This window comes from Candidatus Cyanaurora vandensis, assembly GCF_013285555.1.
Lineage (GTDB): Bacteria > Cyanobacteriota > Cyanobacteriia > Gloeobacterales > Anthocerotibacteraceae > Cyanaurora > Cyanaurora vandensis.
Window position 1 is genome coordinate 1 of the sequence record NZ_JAAXLT010000008.1, and the last position, 20422, is coordinate 20422.

22 protein-coding genes, 1 tRNA gene and 4 pseudogenes are annotated in these 20422 nt (G+C 55.0%); 13 read left to right on the top strand and 14 right to left on the bottom strand.

Going from position 1 to position 20422, the window contains the following annotated elements:
• From HFM78_RS00405 to HFM78_RS00415, 3 genes are all read left to right on the top strand, one after another.
• On the top strand, nt 1–564 hold a 564-nt coding region (locus HFM78_RS00405; protein ID WP_287127437.1), incomplete at its 5' end, for an N-acetylmuramoyl-L-alanine amidase.
• Between the two features lies 1 nt (nt 565).
• Complete coding sequence (gene murI / locus HFM78_RS00410) at nt 566–1402, top strand: glutamate racemase (protein ID WP_287127438.1); 837 nt, start codon at nt 566–568, stop codon at nt 1400–1402.
• Nucleotides 1403–1523: 121 nt separating this feature from the next.
• Nucleotides 1524–1874 carry a hypothetical protein gene (locus HFM78_RS00415; protein ID WP_287127439.1) on the top strand — a complete coding sequence of 117 codons (351 nt, stop codon included), beginning with the start codon at nt 1524–1526 and terminating at the stop codon, nt 1872–1874.
• Between the two features lie 6 nt (nt 1875–1880).
• Here HFM78_RS00415 and HFM78_RS00420 read toward each other — a convergent pair whose 3' ends face one another.
• Together HFM78_RS00420 and HFM78_RS00425 are read right to left on the bottom strand one after the other, a co-directional pair.
• A complete protein-coding gene (locus HFM78_RS00420) occupies nt 1881–2582 on the bottom strand; it encodes a helix-hairpin-helix domain-containing protein (RefSeq protein WP_287127440.1) in 702 nt (233 codons plus the stop codon).
• Nucleotides 2582–2920, bottom strand: coding sequence for an NINE protein (locus tag HFM78_RS00425; protein WP_287127441.1), 339 nt, complete (start codon nt 2918–2920; stop codon nt 2582–2584). The genes HFM78_RS00420 and HFM78_RS00425 overlap by 1 nt, the downstream gene beginning before the upstream one ends.
• Before the next feature lie 126 nt (nt 2921–3046).
• Here HFM78_RS00425 and HFM78_RS00430 point away from each other — a divergent pair, with 126 nt between their 5' ends.
• Nucleotides 3047–4108 (top strand): phosphotransferase, encoded by a 1062-nt coding sequence (locus tag HFM78_RS00430; protein WP_287127442.1) that lies wholly within the window; start codon nt 3047–3049, stop codon nt 4106–4108.
• Here HFM78_RS00430 and HFM78_RS00435 read toward each other — a convergent pair.
• The 9 genes from HFM78_RS00435 to HFM78_RS00470 form a co-directional block, all read right to left on the bottom strand.
• Nucleotides 4105–5286, bottom strand: coding sequence for an NAD(P)H-quinone oxidoreductase subunit H (locus HFM78_RS00435; RefSeq protein ID WP_287127443.1), 1182 nt, complete (start codon nt 5284–5286; stop codon nt 4105–4107). The genes HFM78_RS00430 and HFM78_RS00435 overlap by 4 nt on opposite strands.
• A gap of 123 nt (nt 5287–5409) precedes the next feature.
• A complete protein-coding gene (locus tag HFM78_RS00440) occupies nt 5410–6153 on the bottom strand; it encodes an Rpn family recombination-promoting nuclease/putative transposase (protein WP_315861885.1) in 744 nt (247 codons plus the stop codon).
• A 118-nt stretch (nt 6154–6271) separates the two neighbouring features.
• Nucleotides 6272–6345, bottom strand: a tRNA-Pro gene (locus tag HFM78_RS00445).
• Nucleotides 6346–6375: 30 nt separating this feature from the next.
• Nucleotides 6376–7110: a hypothetical protein gene (locus HFM78_RS00450; protein ID WP_287127444.1), complete on the bottom strand. Its 735-nt coding sequence runs from the start codon at nt 7108–7110 to the stop codon at nt 6376–6378.
• Nucleotides 7111–7121: 11 nt separating this feature from the next.
• A complete protein-coding gene (gene tuf, locus HFM78_RS00455; RefSeq protein WP_287127445.1) occupies nt 7122–8339 on the bottom strand; it encodes an elongation factor Tu in 1218 nt (405 codons plus the stop codon).
• A 313-nt stretch (nt 8340–8652) separates the two neighbouring features.
• On the bottom strand, nt 8653–9165 hold the full coding sequence (locus HFM78_RS16045; RefSeq protein ID WP_396033419.1) for an RES family NAD+ phosphorylase: 513 nt from the start codon (nt 9163–9165) through the stop codon (nt 8653–8655).
• A gap of 87 nt (nt 9166–9252) precedes the next feature.
• Complete coding sequence (locus tag HFM78_RS00460) at nt 9253–9915, bottom strand: hypothetical protein (protein WP_287127446.1); 663 nt, start codon at nt 9913–9915, stop codon at nt 9253–9255.
• Nucleotides 9916–10035: 120 nt separating this feature from the next.
• Entirely contained in the window at nt 10036–10842 is an 807-nt protein-coding gene (locus HFM78_RS00465; RefSeq protein ID WP_315861911.1) for an alkaline phosphatase family protein, read from the bottom strand.
• The gene (locus tag HFM78_RS00470) at nt 10843–12132 is read right to left on the bottom strand and encodes an alkaline phosphatase family protein (protein WP_287127447.1); all 1290 of its coding nucleotides are present in this window, start codon (nt 12130–12132) and stop codon (nt 10843–10845) included.
• A gap of 167 nt (nt 12133–12299) precedes the next feature.
• On the opposite strand from HFM78_RS00470, the gene HFM78_RS00475 reads away from it, so the two are divergent.
• Entirely contained in the window at nt 12300–12974 is a 675-nt protein-coding gene (locus HFM78_RS00475; protein WP_287127448.1) for a DUF3120 domain-containing protein, read from the top strand.
• On the opposite strand, the gene HFM78_RS00480 is transcribed toward HFM78_RS00475, so the two are convergent.
• Entirely contained in the window at nt 12971–14356 is a 1386-nt protein-coding gene (locus HFM78_RS00480) for an aspartate ammonia-lyase (protein ID WP_287127449.1), read from the bottom strand. The two genes, HFM78_RS00475 and HFM78_RS00480, sit on opposite strands and share 4 nt — an antisense overlap.
• 74 nt (nt 14357–14430) lie before the next feature.
• Nucleotides 14431–15366 carry a sulfotransferase gene (locus HFM78_RS00485; RefSeq protein ID WP_287127450.1) on the bottom strand — a complete coding sequence of 312 codons (936 nt, stop codon included), beginning with the start codon at nt 15364–15366 and terminating at the stop codon, nt 14431–14433.
• A 411-nt stretch (nt 15367–15777) separates the two neighbouring features.
• On the opposite strand from HFM78_RS00485, the gene HFM78_RS00490 reads away from it, so the two are divergent.
• Both HFM78_RS00490 and grxD read left to right on the top strand, forming a co-directional pair.
• Complete coding sequence (locus tag HFM78_RS00490; protein ID WP_287127451.1) at nt 15778–16023, top strand: BolA family protein; 246 nt, start codon at nt 15778–15780, stop codon at nt 16021–16023.
• Nucleotides 16020–16340, top strand: coding sequence for a Grx4 family monothiol glutaredoxin (grxD, locus tag HFM78_RS00495; RefSeq protein ID WP_287127452.1), 321 nt, complete (start codon nt 16020–16022; stop codon nt 16338–16340). Before HFM78_RS00490 ends, grxD begins: the two co-directional genes overlap by 4 nt.
• A 105-nt stretch (nt 16341–16445) precedes the next feature.
• Here grxD and HFM78_RS00500 read toward each other — a convergent pair.
• Nucleotides 16446–17260 (bottom strand): annotated as a pseudogene (locus tag HFM78_RS00500) (S46 family peptidase).
• 99 nt (nt 17261–17359) lie between these two features.
• Here HFM78_RS00500 and HFM78_RS00505 point away from each other — a divergent pair.
• The 6 genes and pseudogenes from HFM78_RS00505 to HFM78_RS00525 all read left to right on the top strand — a co-directional run.
• The gene (locus tag HFM78_RS00505) at nt 17360–17764 is read left to right on the top strand and encodes a Uma2 family endonuclease (protein ID WP_287127453.1); all 405 of its coding nucleotides are present in this window, start codon (nt 17360–17362) and stop codon (nt 17762–17764) included.
• A gap of 102 nt (nt 17765–17866) precedes the next feature.
• Nucleotides 17867–18094 (top strand): annotated as a pseudogene (locus HFM78_RS00510) (nucleoside deaminase); the annotation flags it as partial.
• A 118-nt stretch (nt 18095–18212) separates the two neighbouring features.
• A complete protein-coding gene (locus HFM78_RS00515) occupies nt 18213–19715 on the top strand; it encodes a vanadium-dependent haloperoxidase (protein ID WP_287127454.1) in 1503 nt (500 codons plus the stop codon).
• 150 nt (nt 19716–19865) lie between these two features.
• Nucleotides 19866–19991 carry a hypothetical protein gene (locus tag HFM78_RS00520; protein WP_287127455.1) on the top strand — a complete coding sequence of 42 codons (126 nt, stop codon included), beginning with the start codon at nt 19866–19868 and terminating at the stop codon, nt 19989–19991.
• A gap of 19 nt (nt 19992–20010) precedes the next feature.
• Nucleotides 20011–20073 (top strand): annotated as a pseudogene (locus HFM78_RS16050) (hypothetical protein); the annotation flags it as partial.
• Between the two features lie 33 nt (nt 20074–20106).
• Nucleotides 20107–20328, top strand: a pseudogene (locus HFM78_RS00525) (family 1 glycosylhydrolase); the annotation flags it as partial.
• Nucleotides 20329–20422: the final 94 nt, after the last annotated feature.

The following is a 20422-nucleotide window of genomic DNA, read 5'->3' on the forward strand; positions in this document are numbered from 1 at the left end:
CCTGACCCCTCCCCCCTCAACGCCGGGAAGCCCTTGATTTTTGTGGATGCCGGTCATGGCGGTTCAGACCCCGGTGCCCTAGGCGTGGGCGGTGTCCAAGAGAAAGATATCAATTTAAAGCTCGCGTTGCGGCTCGGTCGTGAACTGGTGGACCTGGGCTATCGCGTCGGCTACACCCGCCAGGATGACCGTTTTATTCCTTTGCAGGGCCGGGTAGATTTAGCTGAACGAGCCCGCGCCGACCTCTTCGTGAGCCTCCACCAAAACGCCTCCGACAACCCCTGGGCGCAGGGGATCGAGACCTACTACACCCGTTTTGGCAGTGCCCGTCTCGCAAGCTTGATCCACCGGGCGGCGGTGGGAGTTTCCGGGCGACCGGACCGGGGGGTGCGTCAGGCCCGGTTCCACGTGATCCGCCAGACCACCATGCCTGCCATCCTCCTAGAAGGGGGGTATGTGAGCAATGCTTTTGAAGTGCAGCAATTGGTGGACGACAACCGCCAACAGAAACTTGCCACGGGCCTAGCTCGGGCCATAGACCGCTATCTTCGAGGAAAACGTTAAATTGTACCCGATCCACGCTAACCAACCCATCGGTATCTTCGATAGTGGCCTGGGCGGTTTGACCGTCTTCAGGCAACTCCAGGCCCAACTCCCCCAGGAATCCGTTATCTATCTCGCGGATACCGCCCGTGTCCCCTATGGCCCGCGCTCCTCCCAAGAGATTGAAGTCTTTGTCCGCGAGATCATCGCTTGGTTGCTCAAGTGCCGGGTCAAGATGATCATTGTGGCCTGTAATACGAGTACGGCCCTGGTGTTGGAACGTCTCCGCGCCGAGGTGCCTGTGCCCCTGCTGGGCCTAATTCTGCCTGGTGCCCGTCAAGCGGTCCAACTGGGGCAACGAGTCGCGGTCCTCGCCACAGCCGCCACGGTCAAAAGTGGAGCTTTCCAACAAGCGATCCAGGAAGCCGACCCCCGTGCCTTGGTCCAAGTCGTAGCCTGCCCCGAATTTGTCCCCCTAATTGAAGCTGGGGCGATGGACCCCTTGGCGCCCCAACACCCCCAGCTCCAGCGGATTGTGGCCCAATACCTCGCGCCCCTCCAACAATGGCCCCTCGACGTGCTAGTTTATGGCTGCACCCACTACCCCCTGCTCGAACCGCTCGTGGCCCAGCACCTAGGCTCCATCCCCCGTGTGGACCCCGCCCGCTCCGCCGTGACCGCCGCTAGCCAAGAACTCAAGGTGTTGGGATTGACCCATAGTGGCCCAGCCCGTTACCGTTTCTGTGTTTCTGGTAATCCTCGCCAGTTTCAGCGCGTTGCTCGGCCCTGGCTCCCCCCCGTCAGCCGTATTGAGCAGGTCCGTCTCCCGGTCGTCCAGCCTGTTCCCCCCGAGGAATAACCTCCCGTTTCCTTGCCACCTGGACAATCCCTACCCTGAGATAGATTAGATATAGTCGGATTTAACGCTAAGAACTATAAACATCTATGCCCTTGCCACCACCCAAAGGAAAGCCGTCCCGATGCAGCATTCAGAAATGCATCCCCTACCCCTGCTGTCTGACCCCTCCGCCGTAAACCTCCGTCTTGCCGCCCTCGAACAACAGTGTGCCCTCTTAAGGGAGCGTAACCAGCAGCTTGAAGGGCAGTTACAGCAAGCCCAGCGACAACTCCAACTGTATTGGAGCCTCCTGCATTACTGCCTAGAGCCCGCTCTCGGGGTTCTAAAAAGATTGTCTAACGCCTTACTTAAGGAAGCCGCCCTCAAACTTGGCCCGGTCTGCTACGGGTATGTCCAACGGATCGAGGGGATTACGCTCTACACGGAACGTCAAGTCCAACAAGTTCTAAATGGGCATGAAGTCCAGCCTTGAGGGTTATTAAAACAACTTATGGAACTCGTTATAGGGCAGACTGACCCGTTGGCGCAGATCCACCAGCGAGGTAAAAGCCCCGTGGACATCTCGCTCAGCCACTAGCCGCTGGCTTAAATCCGGGTCTAAGTTAAACTGCTGACTAATTTCAGCCGCCGTCAGGATGTTCACCTGCATCCAGGCCGCTGTGATAGTCTCAGGGTCATAGTAGGCGAAGCACAAAATCGGCTCAACCACCTTGAGTTTAGTGAGCGGGATCGCGGCTTGGGCAGCCAATTCCTCAATCGAAGTAAAGATCATCCCGGCTTGACGTAAGGCCAAGATCCGGTTGACTTGGAGAATTGAGAGGTTGAGACGGTAGACCAATTCATCCTGGGTCGCTTGGTTGATGTCTACCCGTAAACCTGCTGCTTGGGCCAAGAACGCTTCTTGGGTCGTGCCAATCCCAGTCTTGGGTTGGGCTAGTTGTAAACGAGTTGTGTAATCGTCTTTAATCAACGCTAAATGGACGATTCCCGCTACCCAACTGCTAAAAAATACACCCTCTAGCCCTAAGTTCACTCCCAAAAACCCCACCGCACCGTAGGCTAGGGCCAAGGAAACCGCCCAACGGTCTCGGCTCCGGTAGCCAGCCACTAGAAGGGTGAGCCAACCCAGACCGGGGATCGCCGCTGTATAAAACCAACTCGGGGTAGATAGTCGCCGCACTACATGCGCTCCAGGAGTTGCCGACGCTTAGCCTCGAACTCTTCATCGGTAACTAAGCCTTTAGCGTGTAACTCCGCCAAGCGTTCCAAGCCCAAAGCTTGCTCGACGGGATTCCCACTATAGAACGGCAAGATATTGGGGTTGAAGCGGTGGTCAAAGTCCTGGTCTGAGGCGAGGAGTAGCAAAATAGACTCGACAAATCCAGCCAGCCCTGGAACCAGCGTCCAGCAGAAGACCAAGTACAGTACGCCCCATCCCGTCTGGCCTAGATAAAACTTATGTAGGCCGAATCCGCCCAGGAAAAAAGCTAGGAGGGCCGCTACTACTTTGTTTCTCATCCCACACTCACTGCGCGGAGGTCTTTTCATCTTACCAAATCCCTCTCCAGACCGTAGGAACCGCCCGCCCTTGACTAAATTCGCAACACTCGCTAACCTATACCAGCGTTGTGCATGAGGCCCCTGGTGATTAGACAACTACAAAAAACGCTAATTTCTGGTTTACCCGAGGGACTCAGCTTCACCCTTTTGGATGAGTTGTGTCGTGAACACCTAGACCGGCCCTTACTGCGCGTCGCCCACACGAACTTGACCGTGGAGGCCAACCGTTCGTCCTTAGCCTGGAAAGATAGCCTCACTTACCGGCTCCACTTGACTGCTGAGCGAGACCGCACCTGGACCCTGCTCTACAAAAACACCACCTATCGCCCCGAGCGCGTCCCAGCGGTAGCCGAACTCGGCAATCCGCCCGGTTCACCCGAATACTGGGTTTATACCAAGGCTCAAGCGAGTCTAGCCCGTTTCCTACCTGAAGCCTACTACTGTCAAGAAGTCAGCCCCGGTAAACAATACAAATACTTACTTGAAGACCTAGACACGGATTACCAGAACGCAACTACCCCCCAGATTACCCTGATGGTCGCCGCTGAACTCGGGACCTTCCATCGGCTCTTGGGTCAGTGGGCAAAACTGTCCGGTCAGGGCAAACTACTCAGCTATGACCGCAACTTCTCCACCGCGCTCCGCGAACAGGCCCAAAAAACCTTTGAACGGTTCTCCCGCCGCTCTGTCAATACCACGGTTAACGAGATTACCCGCCTCTGGCCCAAGATCGCCAAAGTCCACAACAACCCCGAGTTCTATGCCTATCAGGCCCTCAAGCCGATCCACGGCGACTTCTATTGCGCCAACATCCTCCGCCGCACTGCCCCCATTCAAGTCAAGGTCCTGGATTGGGAATGGGCTGGGTTAGGTGTGGCCCACATGGACCTCGTTACCTTGTTACGCAAGGCCACCCCGGAACTTGAAACCCAGGTTCTAGCCATCTATGCCCGCCAGAACCCAGAGCTCACTCTCGAAGAGCACACACGACTCTACCGTTGGTGCCAATTGGAGCGCGGCCTCTTCCATGCCACCTATCTGGCGAATCAGCAGATGGACACCTCCTCAAAACGGTTCTTCACCATGCCCAAGAGCTTAGAAGAACCGCTCCAACAGATGCTCACGGCTTACTACGCGGTCAACTAGCGGTCTACTTCGCCCATGATGATATCCACGGAACCCAGAATCGCCATTAGGTCAGCGATCTTGTTACCTTGGATCATCTGGGCCAAGGGCGACAGATTCACAAATCCAGGCGGACGGATCTTGAAACGCCAAGGGTTAGTGGTGCCGTCACCAATCAGGTAAATCCCGAGCTCCCCTTTCGCCGCCTCGACCCGGATGTAGTGTTCACCCTGGGGGACTTTGAAGTTGGGTGCGGATTTTTTGCCGATGAACTGGTAATCAAAACTGTTCCACTCGCTCTTGGGACCGCCAGTAATCCGTTGGGCTTCCAGGTTCTCGTAGGGTCCGCCGGGGAGTTGGTCCAAGCACTGGAGGACGATTTTATTGGCTTCGCGCATCTCCTTGAGGCGGACAAGATCCCGCGCCAAGACATCGCCCTCGGTTGCCCAAGCCACTTCAAAGTCCACTTCATCATAGATTTCATAGTGGTCTACCTTCCGCAGGTCCCAGTCAATCCCCGAGGCCCGGAGCATCGCCCCCGACAGTCCCCAATTAATCGCTTCTTCCCGCGAGATCACGCCTAGACCCTCGACGCGCCGACGGAAAATCGGGTTGTTGGTAATTAGTTGCTCGTACTCATCCACCTTAGGACCGAAGTAATGGCAAAAATCCCGGCACTTATCCACCCAACCGTAGGGCAGGTCCACCGCCACGCCGCCGATACGGAAGTAGTTGTGCATCATCCGCATCCCGGTCGCTGCCTCAAAGAGGTCATAGATCAACTCCCGTTCCCGGAAGATATAGAAGAAGGGGGTGTTGGCCCCCAAGTCCGCCATGAAGGGACCGAGCCAGAGTAAGTGGGAGGCAATCCGCGATAATTCCATCATCAAGACACGGATATAGCGGGCACGACGCGGGACGGGCACATCCGCTAACTGCTCCGGGGCCATGACCGTCACTGCTTCGGTAAACATCGTCGCAGCGTAATCCCAGCGGGTCACGTAGGGCAGGTATTGAACGATAGTACGGTTCTCGGCAATCTTCTCCATACCGCGATGGAGATAACCCAGGACAGGCTCACAGTCTTCAATGTTCTCCCCGTTCATCGTCACAATCAGCCGCAACACCCCGTGCATAGAAGGGTGATGGGGACCGAGGCTCAATACCATGCGGTCAGCACGGGTCTCAATCATGGTCATGGGCAGTTCCCCTCGCTGAGCCCATCATAGGCTAAGACCTATCCCAGGAGGGAGGACGACCTAGAGCCTGTATGGTTAGTAGAAGAGCCTGTCTTCCTACATAGTCGTTTAATACAAGAACCCCTAGGACTGCTCGGGGTGGGCTATGACTTGGGCTAGGGTCAGGCTTAAGATGTCTGCCACCTCAGCGGGACTCAGCCCACGGGCAAGTAGCACAGGAATCAGCCGCAATTTGGTCTGCTCTTCTCCTTCTTGACGACCTTCTTGATAGACCTTGGTCTGCTTGAGTGTATCGAGGTTGAGCATCACTTCTAGCTCCTGACGACTCAGACGAGGAAACTTGTAAACCATGATGGTCTCAATTAATTCTATTACTTCACGCTGCAAGCTCTGGTCCTGGACTTGTGCCTGGGTCTGCACCAACAACGTCCTAGCTCGGGCAGGTGCTACCGACTCAGGGGCAACGACTAACTGCACTATCGTCACCCCCAACTGCTCGCTATCGCCCAACTCATCCAGGTAGACTCGCTGCACCTGAGGACTGGCAAGCAGTGCTAGGTAGGGTTGCGCCTGGGTCGGCTCCAGACTACGGGTGGCAAATAAGATGACCGCTTGCCAAGGCTGGGCGGGAGCATGACGGTAGAGATACAGGAAAATCTCAGCAAATAAGCGGGCATAGAACAAGGGGTCAGAGTAGGTCTGGACTTCGACAAAGTAGAGCGGTTGGTGTAAGTCCGTGGGCAGGAAGATGCCATCGAAACGAAAAGCAGTCTGCTTAACCTCCACAGCAGTGAACTGGTAGCTTGCCGCCGTGGTAGCAGGCTGACCAATCAATTCAAAGAAGAATTCCGGGAAGGCCAGAAACAGTTAGTAGAAGATGCTGTCTGTTTTCATAGATGGAGTTTACACAATGCTGGTCAGGTCTTCAGCTACTGCTCATTAAGAGACGCGATAGTTAGACTTCACTCGAAAAAACTATAGGGATTCGGGATGACAGGATTCGAACCTGCGACCTCTGCGTCCCGAACGCAGCGCTCTACCAAGCTGAGCCACATCCCGTAAAACTTATTTATTTTAGCGTATCGGAGACTAGCGAGGGACTTTCAGGGAACCAATTACTAGATCTACCTGACGGTCTGGATAATCTGCCAAACTCACCCTTAGGTAGCGGGCTTCGCCTAGTTCATCAATTGGGACCTCAATACTCCCCGCATAGGTAGAACCATCGGCCGGTAGATCACCGGGCAAACCCGTCGTCAGGGTACTCAGACGGCGGCCCTGGTCATCGGAGACGACTAGAAGGTTGAAAGCATCACCATAGAGGAAACGACGATCCGTACCGCCCTGATTAGTCAGGTTAAGCTCTAAGACTAGGGCATTCGCTAAGCGTTGCACATCCTCGACCCGGAGATTCACCCCAGCACTAGTCGTTTCTTGGGACGCTTGCCCCTGTTCTTGGGCAGCTACTACTTCAGCGGGCTCGAGAATATCTGATTCTTCTAAATTCACACCTGTACTAGCCTGAATGTCCGCATCCGGTAAAGGGACCGGACCCAAGCCTTGGCGACGGATATCTTGCTCCTGTTGCTGAAACCGTGCTAAGACATCAAATTCACGAATAAAACCCTCGGCTTTTTCTTGATTTGCCGAGGGCTGGACTAGGTTTAGGGAAGTGGGCACTGAGACGTTTTTTGCTGCCCGTTGCCCCAGGTTGTAGCCCCAATAGGCCATACCCACCCCTGCTATAATGAGAGCCGTCAAAAAAAGAGCAAAACCCCACGGACTCTGATAGCGGACGGCGGACCGGGCAGTATCAGGGGCCATGGGGTCATGAACTACTTGAGGATCTTAGCGACGACACCAGCACCGACGGTACGTCCACCCTCGCGGATAGCGCAGCGCATCCCCTGTTCGATAGCGATGGGTTGGATGAGTTCGACAATCATTTGGATGTCGTCACCGGGCATCACCATCTCCACCCCTTCCGGTAGGGTAATACTCCCAGTTACGTCCGTGGTCCGTACGTAGAACTGGGGGCGGTAACCAGGGAAGAAGGGGGTGTGCCGTCCGCCCTCTTCCTTAGAGAGGACGTAGACCTGGGCCTCGAACTGGGTGTGGGGATTGATGCTCTTGGGTTTAGCCAAGACCATACCGCGCTCAATGTCTTCTTTTTTGACACCGCGCAATAGAATCCCGATGTTGTCCCCAGCCATCCCTTCTTCCAGGGTCTTCTGGAACATCTCCAGACCCGTGACGATGGCTTTGCGGGTGTCGCGTAGACCAACAATCTCAATCTCTTCGCCGACTTTGACCACACCGCGCTCAATCCGGCCCGTGGCGACTGTACCCCGGCCTGTGATCGCAAACACGTCTTCAACTGCCATCAAGAAGGGTTTTTCGGTCTCACGAGCGGGGGTGGGGATACTGGCATCTACCGCATCCATTAATTCATAGATGCAGTCCACCCACTTATTGCCGCCTTTTTTGGTGGTGGGGTTGGCTTGGATGAAGTCTAGAGCTTCTTTAGCAGAGCCCTTGATGATGGGGATGTCATCGCCGGGGAATTCGTACTTACTCAGGAGTTCACGGACTTCGAGTTCGACAAGTTCCACTAGTTCATCCTCACCTTCCATCAAATCGGCCTTGTTGAGGAAGACAACCAGCGCGGGTACGCCGACCTGACGAGCCAAAAGGACGTGTTCCTTGGTCTGGGGTTCCGGTCCATCGGCAGCGGACACCAGCAGGATCGCGCCATCCATCTGAGCGGCCCCGGTAATCATGTTCTTAACGTAGTCCGCGTGCCCAGGACAATCCACGTGGGCATAGTGCCGCTGATCGGTCTGGTATTCGACGTGAGCGGTATTGATGGTGATGCCCCGTGCCTTTTCTTCGGGGGCCGCATCAATCTCGTCGTATTTTTTAGCTTTGGCGTTACCCAGGGCTGCCAAGGTCATGGTGATAGCAGCGGTCAGGGTGGTCTTACCATGGTCAACGTGACCGATGGTGCCGATGTTGACGTGGGGCTTGGTCCGTTCAAATTTAGCGCGAGCCATGGTGTAACATCCTTGTCTTTATGCAGCGGTGAGCGTTTTTGTCGCCGACCGTGGGGGTGCGGTGGTGTACCCTCGTCGGCTGGTGGAACAGCGGATACCCCGAGCCCCTCTACCTCTCCGTGTGAAAGGCGACAGTAAATCAATTTATCAAATTTTATAAACGAGTGTCAACGGCACCAAGCGGGATCAATGAGTAAGGTCAGCTGGGAGTCTATGATTTATAAGTTTATGAGACCAAGCAAAATCTCTAGGAAGGCTACCCTCTGCTCCTTACCCTTGGTCAGCTAGAGCAGGTATTAAGCTAAGCCAATCTCTAGGACAAAATTTGAATCCCATATTTCTCGATGAACTCGTCTAGGCCACCACCCAAATGATATTCCCACAAACCAAACTGGTTCTCGATCTCCAAATTCGCTATAACTCGGTCGAAAGTAGCGCAGCAATCCTGCCGTGGTCCATGTCGAGCGACGTAAGCAAGGCCATCAATTCTACAAGGATGGGCATGAAATGCTTCGCTCCAGGTTCGAGTGAGAACTCGGTCGCGTCCAACACTTAGCTCAGCATCAGCTCCAAGTTTGTATAAGCTGGGTCCTTGGGTGAGGTCCACAAGGTTTAACGGGCGTTGAGTTGAAAAAATTGATAGGGTACGGCTCTGTAGCCAGCCTTGAGAGAGCGCACATTTCCCTGTTTCCCAAATGGCAGTTTCCGTTAAGGCTGTTTCAACGCTACCACCAGCATAGATGCAACCAAAATTCTTATTCGGGTCATCGTATCGTGAATCACCGCCGAGCCGATACGCGAATGCTTCTCGCTTAGTTTTATGGATGCGATAAAAGAGTCCCTTCCACTGGAATAAAGGTAGTCCTCGCTGTGCTTAAGTCGTCGGGCGGGAGGGGATGGGGAGCAGGAAGGGTCACGTAGCCGCTGTTTCACCCCATTGCTGAGCAAACTGTAGAATTTCGGTTAAATGACCTTCTCGTAATTTTTGTAAGGGGCTTTTACCTTCAAAGCGAGGCGTTTTTCCCAACATGAAAAGCATTTTAGTCCAGTCATCTTCATCGGACAAGGCGGTGAAAACTAGTTCGATTCCCGGTACATCAAACTGCCACTTTGGATAGAGATAGCCACGCTTATGATGGGTGATGGCAAGGATTTTACCTTGTGCCCGCCGCTTGTCTACCCCTTGACGGGTTAACCCCAAATATTCTGCTACTTCAGCCGCACTCCAGCAACCTCCTTCTTCCGCAATTAACTCCCGCTTGACTTGCTCCCCACGAGCATAAGCCGCTTCCTTGGGATCCGGTGCGGCATTCATTAGTAAGCGTTTACCCAGCCAACGGGTTAAAGGCTCAGGGCATTCCGTCTTCAGGTACTCCCTCAACAAATTTAGAATAAGATTGAGCGTTGTTTGCAGTTTCGCTTCTGAAGAGCGTCTCAAGGCTTGCGACGTTTCTTGCTGGGCAGGGGAAAGAGTATCAATCCACAAGTTGACGGGATCAGCCTTGGGTGGCTTCGTAAATGCGCTGCTCATGTTTTTATTTCGCTTAAGACCAACCCTGGTCAACCGATGAATCACGACCTACAACCTTAAGAAATCAGCTGCCCAATTCTAGCTAATCTTGTCAATTTCGTCAACTTGGTAAACTGAAGGCAAAACCCCCAACGCAAGCGGGGGTTTTGCCAGGGTACGCTACGTCTACTTCAGGATGTCGAGGACCTTTCCTTGAACCGTGGCGGCGGGGGGGACTTGGAGCAGTTTGAGGATGGTCGGGGCGATGTCAATGTTCGTTACTTGGGTGAGGTCCGGTCCCTGGATGATGTTGGGTCCGGCGGCGTAGAAGATAGCACTCATCAGGGGTAACGCTGAGTTGTAGCCGTGGGCTCCATAGAAGTTGGGTACGGAGAGGACGGGCGTGGTCACGACGGGATCGCCTTGGCGGATGACCACAGGGACCTGGGTACCGTCGAAGTTGTAACCCGGTTTGAGGATGGCGAACACATCACCTGCATCTTGACCAATCAAGCGACTGGTCCCAAAGCCCTCGGGGAGGGGGCGTTTGGCGAAGATAATGTCGCTGAAGATGGCCTTGTTACCGTCGGTGTAGGTGGCGTTGGTGTCGAGGTAGCCTTTCAGCGCGTCTACGATCTGTTGTTGCAGGTTGGCGTAGGACGTGGTGTCCTCGGTCCCGTTGAGTTCGCGGCCCTGGAGACTGATGTAGACGTTGGCGGCGGGTCCACTGGTGACGGCCCGTACTTTGGTGGTATCTAGCCCAGCGTTGATCAGCAATTGGTTCATGTTGACGGCGGTATGGAAGGGGGCCATGCCGTGGTCGGAGACGACCAAGATGTTGCTGTTCGGGGTGCCCGTGTCATCGGTCCCGACCGCGTTAATCACCTGTTGAACTGCACTATTGGCAATCTGATAGGCGGTCTGGACGTAGTTCTGGTAACGGGCGACTTTAACCGGGTCCTGGCCGGTGCCAATCGAATTGGGGTCACTGATTCAAGTGGCTTGGCGGGGGTCCGTCAGGGTGAACTGGTGCCCGGAGCCGTCGGGCTGCTCAATATAGATCATCACCAAGTCGGCGTTGGGGTTTTGGGCGATGGCGCGTAGCCCTACTTGAGTCTGATACTGCACAAAGGTCCGCACTTGGTCCTGGTAAATCACTTCAAGTTCAGCATCAGGGAAAGTCGTGAAACCAGGGCTAATCCGCTCAGGGATGCGGAAGTCCGGCTGGGGTGCCCAGAACCCGACGTTGTTGTTCACGTCGTCCACGGTGGCGAGGACTGTCGGGTTACGGGGAATGTTGTTGGCGGAGGAGTGGGCGACCCGGACTTGGGACAAGTCGGCGTTGAGCAGGGTGACATAGAAAGCCAAGCCCGCTTTGTTGGGACTGCCCTCTAGGTAAAACTGGTCAGAGGTGTTGAGCTTGACGTAGGCCGGACCCGTGGCAGGCAGACTGAAGGGACCGGGCTGGATGCCGTTAGCAGTATCAAAGAAAACTAGGGTGTCGTAATTGACCGTGCTGTCGTTACTGGTATCGAGGGCCGCAACTTGGATCACATAGGTCGGTCCACCGCTCACGGAGAAAGTATCCAGAGGTGCGATGGTCTGCTGGATCGGGCTAAAGGAAGCCTTCCCGGCGGCGGTGAGTTGGTCCACGGTGGTCTGGGGGGCGGTAGCGAAACCACCCACCAAGTCATAGCCCTTGGCCCCGATGCCGCCAAAGGACCCGAAAGGCACGGTGTAGTCCACGGTGCGGGTGGGAATAGCGGGTTGGACGATGACCCCACTGCTGGGTTCCTTCACATCTACGCCATCACCACCGGGCCAAGTGGCAGTGGCGACGGTTTTGCCGTGTTTGCGGAGTTGGACCCAGAGGGGTTCAGCGGTCGGGGTGGTGGCAGGGGCGGGCGGATTGCCCAGGGTATAGCCGCCAATCGGCGCACCAAAACCACTGATGTTGGTAGTGAAGTTGCTATTGACTAGATGGAAGGAGTTAGCGTTGATATCGTTCTGTGAGGCAATGGAACCTGTGGCAATGGCGATGTGGCTGGGTGCGGTGAGGGAAGGGACGACCGTGATGTTGCGTCTAGCGGCAGTACCATGACTACGCAGGACACCGAGCCCCACGTTCTGATCGAGAACCCCACTACTGAAGTAGGAATCCACGACGGGTTTGGTGGCCCCGTCCAGCGAGATGAGAATAACTTTCGGTGCCGCCTGTGCCACCGTAGACAGCGACAGCACCGCTGCCAAACCTAGACGAGCGATTGGGAAGAAGGATTTCATGGAAGGATAGACCAGAAATGACAAATGTGATTATTTCATGCGGACTTTAAGCTTCCGTTAACTAACCTGTAGCAAATTACCTAAAACCAAGCTAAATTCACCACTAAGACGAAGATTAATCTCTGTATACCCGTGTTAATATTTGTAAAGTCAATCCAGGCAAGCCCTTGACCTCCCTACTTCTAGCCCAGCGTTCGGCAATTAAACCCAGACTCTATGCTTTTGGAGTAGCGGCTTTTTTGGTCAGTATTCCGGTATTTGTCCAGGCTCCCCTGGTTCGCATTGCGCCTTTTTGGAGTCTGGCCTTGACCCTGGGTTGGTTGTTCTTGAGTTACCGTTTACGAACTCGTCCCAATACCCGGCTTTTGGGTAGTCTGCTCTTTGGTTTTACTTTGAGTTGGTGGTGCGGGGGGCTGTACTGGGGCTGGTTGCGTGAAGACCCCTTGTGGCATTTGCCAGTGGAGGCCCTGGGAATACCGATTGCGATGCTTGCTTACCAACATTTTCGGGTGGGCAGTGCTTTTTACCTGGGTTCTTTCGTCGGGACTACGCTCACCGACGTCTACATCTGGGGTACGGGCTTGACTCCCTGGTGGGGACGGGTAATGCGCGATGAGAGTCCTGAGAATTTACAGGTCGTGATGGACCAAGCTCTCGGACAGATGCACACCCTCTGGGGCTTATTCTGGGGCCTTGGGGTCGGGGCACTACTCTTGATTATTGGGCTCTGGGCAATGCGTTCGCGGACCATTCACCACTGGGCGTTTGCGGGGGCGGTCCTCAGTACCCTGGTTGTCGGTGGAATGTTCTGGGCTTCCGCGATGGTGATGGCTTCTTTTTAAGAGAAATTCATTTGGCTCATGACGTCTAAATTCAGTAATTCAGCTAGCTTGCTCTCGTTGAGATAATTTTTTTCAATCAGGATCTCTGACAGAGAACGACCACTAATTTGGGACACTTGGGCCACTTCCGCCGCTTTGAGGTAGCCCAAGTAAGGGTTGAGGACAGTAACGAGGGCCAAGGAACGTTCAGCAAGGTAACGGCACCGCAGGGGGTTAGCGGTGATCCCCTCAACACAGCGGACCCGGAAGGTGCGGAGACTGGTGGTCATCAGTTCTAGGCTTTGTAGTAAATTGTGAGCGATGAGGGGCATCATTACGTTGAGTTCTAGTTGTCCCGCCTGGGCTGCGAGCAAAATCGTCGTGTCGTTACCCATCACTTGAAAGCAGACCATATTCAACATCTCGGGGATGACCGGGTTGTACTTATTGGGCATGATTGAGGAACCGGGTTGGACGGCGGGTAAGTTGATCTCCCCGAGCCCAGTGTTGGGTCCTGAACTGAGCAGACGTAAATCGTTGGCGAGTTTGGTGAGGTCTTGGGCCAAATTACGCAGGGCCGCTGAGGTCTGAACAAAAGCCGCCATACTCTGCATCGAGGCCATCGGGTTACGGGCGGGTCGCAGCGGGAAACCCGTCAGTTCACCCAATACCCCGATCACCTGTTCTCGAAACTGGGGGTGGGTATTGAGGCCGGTACCGCAGGCACTCCCACCGAGACCGAGGGCCTTGAGTTCACCCTGGACAGCGTAGAGCCGATGGTGGTGTTCGAGGACAATATCGGCCCAAGCTTGGAAACTATCGCCCAAACGGACGGGGATAGCATCCTGTAGATGGGTCCGCCCGGATTTGACCACTCCTGCAAACTCCTCTCCGCGTTGGTACAGGGCCTCAGCCAAGTATTCAATCTGGGGTAAAAAATCCCGCAGTAGGATCAAGGCGGCGAGACGAATGGCGGTAGGGATCACGTCGTTGGTGGACTGCCCGTAGTTCACATGGTCGTTGGGGCTGAGAGTCTGGTAATCTCCCTTGGCCTGACCCAGGATTTCTAAGGCACGGTTGGCGATGACTTCATTGATATTCATATGGTGGGAAGTACCCGCCCCGGCTTGGTACACATCCACCACAAACTGGTCAGCGAATTTACCCGCCATCACTTCGGTAGCGGCTTGCTCGATCCCCTGGGCCAATGGGACCGGGATGCAGCCGAGGTCAGCATTCACTAGCGCGGCGGCCCGTTTGATCAGTGCACAGGTGTAGGTAAAGGTGGGATGGGGCCTGAGACCACTGATCGGAAAGTTTTCGACCGCCCGCAGAGTCTGGATGCCGTAGTAGGCGTCGTCAGGTAGCTGCCGTTCGCCTAGGGAGTCTTTTTCGGTTCTCATCCCATTTTCCATTTATCGTACTTATCCTGACATACTCCCGTCATACATCATATGAAGACGGCTGAGACGGGAAGTCACGACACGGGCTGCGCTTTACTAAGGTTGTTGATGCGGCGCGTCCGCAGTTGTACCTGCCGTTTCACTTTGTAAAGATTTTTGACTAACTGTAGCTCGGCAAACTGGAAAGGACTCATCCGCTCGGTGTCTGGGGTATAGCCGTATTCAACCATCTCTAGACGGGTAATGTGTTCGACAGCGGCGACTTGATTAGAAGTTAGTTCCTTGCGCCATTTCTGGAGACTATCTTGGGAGATGGGTTTGAGGGCAGCACTCTTCGTGTTGTAGCGTTTGTCGCCCCAGGATTGTTTCGCCTCAATCATGGCTGGGATGAAGGCGAGGTCTAAAAAAGAACAGATGGACTGGACTTCGCCCTCAGGATTAGTGACCAGATCCTCGTAGCGTACTAACCGCACCCGTTCATCCCCGCCCCACTGCTTCAACAGATCCATGCTCTCGCGCCACTTCTGGGCATGGACGACAGCGGGTTTTTCACCGGACCAGGACATCTTGGCGAGAGACGCGACGACGGCACGGGGGTCACGCAACATCCAGAGTACCCGCGCCGTGGGGTACCAAGCCAGGAGGGTCCCGAGGTGGCGATAGTGGTCGGGAGTCTTCTCACCCCAGCGCGGCTTCTGGACGAGCGCGAGGTATTCTTCCATGACCCCAGTAAATATTTTTTGGTAGCTGAGGGTCCCCATCGTCTCTAAACGCACTAAAGCCCGGTCTGCCTCAATACCCAACTGACCAAACTCAACCGTGTCCTTGAAGGTCTGCCAAAATACCCGGAAATCGGCGGGACGGCTCATATTTAGCTGGGGATAGCGCAGCATCCAACGGTCTAAAAAGTGAGTTTCTGGACCAATGACGACCTCGGGATGGGCGGTCAGGATTGAGTTCATGAGTGTGGTGCCCGAGCGGGGCATACCAACGATGAATATGTGGGACATTAGGACTCCTCACCGTAGTACAAAGTGAAACCAACATAGAACGATCCCCCAGTAACAACAACCAAGGAAAAAACGTAAAAATTAAACTGTTCAAATATTCTTTAGGTCATAATACTTACTGTAATTAACTTAGTAGATATTCTGGCCTGACACCCTATCACGATGAGTCCCCTCCGCCAAGGCTGCCTAGCCCCCACAAACATTCTCGCTAGAAATGGGTCGGGCCGTACGCGTAAAGATGACTCATAGGCCATTGCAGTCCTAAGGATGGGCTGACCTTCTCTAAGCGTGGACAGTGGCCTGTTATACCGATGATGAATTGTGTTTGTGATTCTGGTACCTGTACTTTTCCCTGGTCCTTTAGTAGTAGAGCGGGAAGTCTTACAATGAGAGGAGATGTCTGGAATGCTCATGGACCCCGCGTCGATTGCCCAAACCCTGAACACAGCTTTCCCCACAGGCACAGTCCAAGTCCGCGACTTGACGGGCGGGGGCGATCACTTCCAAGCCCTTGTGGTGGCTCCCCAGTTCGAGGGCAAAAATCTCGTTGAACAACACCAACTAGTCTACGCGGCCCTCGGTGACTTGATGCGCGAACGCATCCACGCCTTAGCTCTACAAACCTACACCCCGGCCCAATGGGAGAAACTGCAATGAATGACTTGACCAAAAAGAAGCTCGATGACCTGATTACCAGTAACCCCGTGATGGTCTTTATGAAGGGAGACCGTTACTTCCCCCAGTGTGGGTTTTCGGGGGCTGTCGTTCAGATTCTGGAGACTACCGGGGTAGATTATGAAACTGTGGACGTACTGTCAGACCCAGATCTTCGCCAAGGGATCAAGGAATACTCCAATTGGCCGACCGTCCCCCAGGTTTACATCGGCGGCAAGTTTGTCGGCGGCTCAGATATCCTGCGTGAACTCTATTACCGTGGCGAACTCCAAAGCTTACTAGAGCCAGTGAAGCAGTAATTGCCGTCGCCTCCCTCGTACCCTGACGAGCATAGGCAAGCAGGATAGGGGGAGCAAGAATGTCTTTTCAACTTTTTCGCCTTGGTCCCCTACTAGTGGGGCTACTTAATTCCCGCGAGCGGTGGTGATGGGTTGGAGTTCCTGGATGACGCGTTCAGCCCGGTAGATCGAGCGCAGGGACTCAAGGAGAGCGGCACTGTGGACCCCGACGGTCCGGTTCACCCGTGGGTCAAAGCCAAAGGCACCGCCGAGAGATTGAATATTGCCATCGAAAACTAGACCCACGACCTCGCCTTGGCGGTTGACCATCGGACTGCCGGAGTTGCCGCCGATGATGTCGGTGGTGGCAGCAAAGTTAAACGGGGTCCCTAGGTTGACTTGGGTTTTGGCAGTTAACCAACTGGCAGGTAGGGCATAGGGGTCCTTCCCGGTCGCCCGGTCAAACGCGCCCCCGATAAACGTCACGGGCTGAACCGTGCACCCTCCTGGTAGCCTTGGACGGAACCATAACTCAGGCGCAGGGTGAAGGTGGCATCGGGGTAGGTACTCGTCCCCTGAGTGGCGAAACGAGCCTTGGCAACGAGTTCGCTATTCTTTTTGAGGGTGGATTCAATCTTATCCTCGTAGGTCTTACGCAGGGCGCGGGCTTCAGGGTCAATGCGCTGGGCCAACTGGATCATCGGGTCATCACTGCCAGCGGTTCCGTTCTTCCATAACTGTTGCCGCAGGCTGACATCGGCGAGTTTGGTCCCCTGGACTAGGGACCGCGCGAGGTCTTCGGGGGATTCTTTCCCCAACACTTTTTGCACCAAGGGGTCATCCGCGCCTAGATTCTCATGCAACTTGCTCAAGGAGAAGGCCAGGGTGGTTTCCTCTAGGGCCGGATAAATCGGAGCGGGGGAGAAAAGACCCTGGGTCATCCTCGTGACGCTGTTGGTGCTGGAAGACTACCTCAAAACTTTGGCCCAAGAGCAGAACATCCCTCCAGAGCGTGAGGGGACTTTCTCGCCAACCAGTACTTGTTCTATGAGCAGCGCAACGCCAAAGCCTGTGTTGCCGCCGATGTGATGGTGATACCGGACGTGCCTGGGGGCGGACGGGATAGCTACATGATTTGGGAAGAGGGACAAGTCCCTGCTGTGGTCTTTGAGATGACCTCCGAAAGTACATGCAAGGATGACCAAGGGAGGAAAAAGGACCTCTATGTCCGTCTGAGAGTGCGGGAGTATTGGTTATTTGACCCCAAGGGGGAATGGATTAAGGAACCATTGGTTGGCTATCGTCTGTCGGCAGGGGTTTACCTGCCCATTAGGGACTATTGCTCTAGTGTGCTGGGTCTGCGTTTAGCGATTGGAGGGGCGGTGATTGGCTTCTATCATTTGGACACGGGGGAGAAGTTGTTTAACCCCGACGACCAGAAGTAAGCGCGGCGAGAGGCTGAGCGTGTTAATGAAATTCTCCGCGCTCGTTTGCGAGAGTTGGGTGTAGACCCGGACCAAGTTTGACCGGAGTACACACCTTGAAGAGTCACCCTAGAACCCTGCGCCCTGTGTGCCGGGGCCATCGTCCAAGCCCGCGTGGGTCTCTTGGTCTATGGAGCCGATGACCCCCAAGCTGGAGCCATCCATACTGTCTGGAATCTACCGGCAAGCCCACGCTCTTGTCACCCACTCACCGTCCTAGCTGGAGTCGAGGAATTGGCCTGCCGCGAACAGTTGCAGCAGTGGTTCCAGCGTCTACGTCTTGATACTTAATCAATTAGGCGTATTCATACTATTTTAATGGACGTAGGGAGGGTAATCAGTAATAGGTGTTTTCTTATTGATAAGTTCTATCTCTTTCGTTACCCTCTCATTACCCCTTGATTAATTTATGGTCCTATTATCAACATCTGGCAAGAATAAATACTTGTCTAAAGGAGAAAACGATATGAATGACCCTATTCTGTTATGGAATCTGGTCGCCTTGGAAGCAAACCGGGTAAGCCATACCAACGGACTAAACGAACAAACCGGCCCAACGCGTAGCGCACGCGCGCTGGCGATTGTTCATCTAGCGATGTATGACGCCTATGCCGGAACCGATATACCGGCGGCCCTGCCGCGTTACCTGGCCCTCCCACCGGCACCCCCTGCTGGTGCTTCAATTGATGCGGCTGTCGCAGCGGCGGCGCACAAAGCTCTGTCTGAGTTGTTTCCAGGACAGCGGTCTTTCTTTGATCTTATGCTTGCTGCCGCCGATGATCCGTCCGATCCAGGCACGAGCTTTGGGGTGGCTGTGGCCGAGGCAATCCTGGCTGACCGAGCAGGCGACCCTAGTGGCGACAGTCCGGGCTATGTGCCCTCGTCGGCACGCGGCAAGCATCGCCCCGATCCCGATAACCCCGGCCAGGGTTTCCATGGTGCGTTTTATGGCGCGAACGCTAAGGGGTTTGCTGTCACTGAGCGTTTTGAACTAGCCGCCCCGCCCTTCGCTAATGATGAATACCGAAATGCCCTGCGGGAGGTGCGTGGCAAAGGTATCGCACCGGAACTCATGGGAACACTCCCAGCAGGTGTTGCGGCCCGGACCGTGGATGAAACTTTGATCGGTGTTTTCTGGGCCTACGACGGGGTAGCTCAATTAGGATCGCCGCCGCGTTTGTATAACCAGATCATCCGCTTGGTTGCCACAGCCCGCGCTAACTCGGCTGCCGCTAATGCCCGCTTGTTTGCCTTCGTGAACGTCGCGATGGCTGATGCCGCGATGCTTGCGTGGGACCAGAAGTACATTCATGATCTTTGGCGACCGGTCCTCGGTATCCGTGAACACGATACCTCCATGGGACCCGCAACCACTGCGTGCGAAAACGATATTGTTGAGGGCTGTGATACTGGGTGGCTGCCCCTAGGTGGACCTCAGACCAATCGCCTGGGCAAGAACTTCACCCCACCGTTTCCCGCCTACCCCTCGGGACACGCGACCTTCGGCGCTGCCGCCTTCCATATCACGCGGCTCTTCTACAACGAAGGGGGTAGGTTGAGCGACGGCACGTTGAGCCGTGACAATTTGTTCGATGGCCTTTGTTTCGTGTCCGACGAGCTCAACGGCATCAGCACCGACAACAAAGGTACAGTCCGGCCCCGCCATCTACGCGACTTTCCCGGCGGTCTAGCGCAAATGATTGAGGAAAACGGGCGTAGCCGGGTATACCTTGGGGTCCACTGGGTGTTTGATGCTTTTGCCGTAACAGCAGATGGCACCGCCGATATCACAAGGCAGGATGGCGACAAATATATTGGCGGCGTTCCCCTCGGCCTCCAGATTGCAGAAGACATCTTTCTGGCGGGTGGGGGCATTGCGCCGGTGCTGTCAACGGTCGGTCCGCGTCCTTAAGCTAACGAGGCGAGCGTCTGTTGACCGCCAATTCTCTGAATGGGTAGGTTTGACGGATGCTCGACCTTAAGGTACTACGCTTACTACGAGTTGCCGTGGTTCCGCCGTCTACGTCCTGATACCCTAGAGGCGGTCCAAACGGAGTAGGTGATGCCCTGGCAAGAACCGTTGAGCGCGGCGACAGCGGCGGCGTTGGCAGCGGGAGAAGTGTTACGCCAGCACTGGGGACGACTCAGTAACATCACCGAAAAGTCCCCCGGCAACCTCTGTCAGTGAGGCCGATACCCACACCGAGCAAACTATCCTCAAAATCCTGGGGGGGTATTTCCCGGATTATGCGGTCCTTGCTGAGGAGTCGGGTCAGCGGGGCACGAGCCCTTCCACCTGGGCCATTGACCCGCTTGATGGGACGACGCAGACGGACGGGCGGAGGCCCAGTATCTGGGATACTTTCGCCCATACGCCAGGGAAAATAAACCAGGGCGAGACCGGGGATGTGGCCTGTGAGCATTACCATCCTTGGCAGGCAGACTGTCAACTGATCAAAGAACTGGGGCTGAGCCATTACCGCTTCTCGATCAGTTGGTCGCGGGTGCTGCCCACGGGGACGGGCAGGTTTGCATTCACGTTGGCTCGGTGAAATCAAAAACGACGTACTCTTCCGTTAGAAAAGCCCGCGATTGAGAAAAGTCAATGAATTTGGCTTC

Coding starts and splice junctions, on each gene's coding strand:
- HFM78_RS00415 (WP_287127439.1), top strand. CDS start 1,524: ATGCAGCATTCAGAAATGCATCCCCTACCCCTGCTGTCTGACCCCTCC.
- HFM78_RS00425 (WP_287127441.1), bottom strand. CDS start 2,920: ATGAGAAACAAAGTAGTAGCGGCCCTCCTAGCTTTTTTCCTGGGCGGA.
- HFM78_RS00435 (WP_287127443.1), bottom strand. CDS start 5,286: ATGACCATGATTGAGACCCGTGCTGACCGCATGGTATTGAGCCTCGGT.
- HFM78_RS00450 (WP_287127444.1), bottom strand. CDS start 7,110: ATGGCCCCTGATACTGCCCGGTCCGCCGTCCGCTATCAGAGTCCGTGG.
- tuf (WP_287127445.1), bottom strand. CDS start 8,339: ATGGCTCGCGCTAAATTTGAACGGACCAAGCCCCACGTCAACATCGGC.
- HFM78_RS00470 (WP_287127447.1), bottom strand. CDS start 12,132: ATGAAATCCTTCTTCCCAATCGCTCGTCTAGGTTTGGCAGCGGTGCTG.
- HFM78_RS00480 (WP_287127449.1), bottom strand. CDS start 14,356: ATGAGAACCGAAAAAGACTCCCTAGGCGAACGGCAGCTACCTGACGAC.
- HFM78_RS00485 (WP_287127450.1), bottom strand. CDS start 15,366: ATGTCCCACATATTCATCGTTGGTATGCCCCGCTCGGGCACCACACTC.
- HFM78_RS00490 (WP_287127451.1), top strand. CDS start 15,778: ATGGACCCCGCGTCGATTGCCCAAACCCTGAACACAGCTTTCCCCACA.
- grxD (WP_287127452.1), top strand. CDS start 16,020: ATGAATGACTTGACCAAAAAGAAGCTCGATGACCTGATTACCAGTAAC.
- HFM78_RS00515 (WP_287127454.1), top strand. CDS start 18,213: ATGGTCCTATTATCAACATCTGGCAAGAATAAATACTTGTCTAAAGGA.
- HFM78_RS00520 (WP_287127455.1), top strand. CDS start 19,866: ATGCCCTGGCAAGAACCGTTGAGCGCGGCGACAGCGGCGGCGTTGGCA.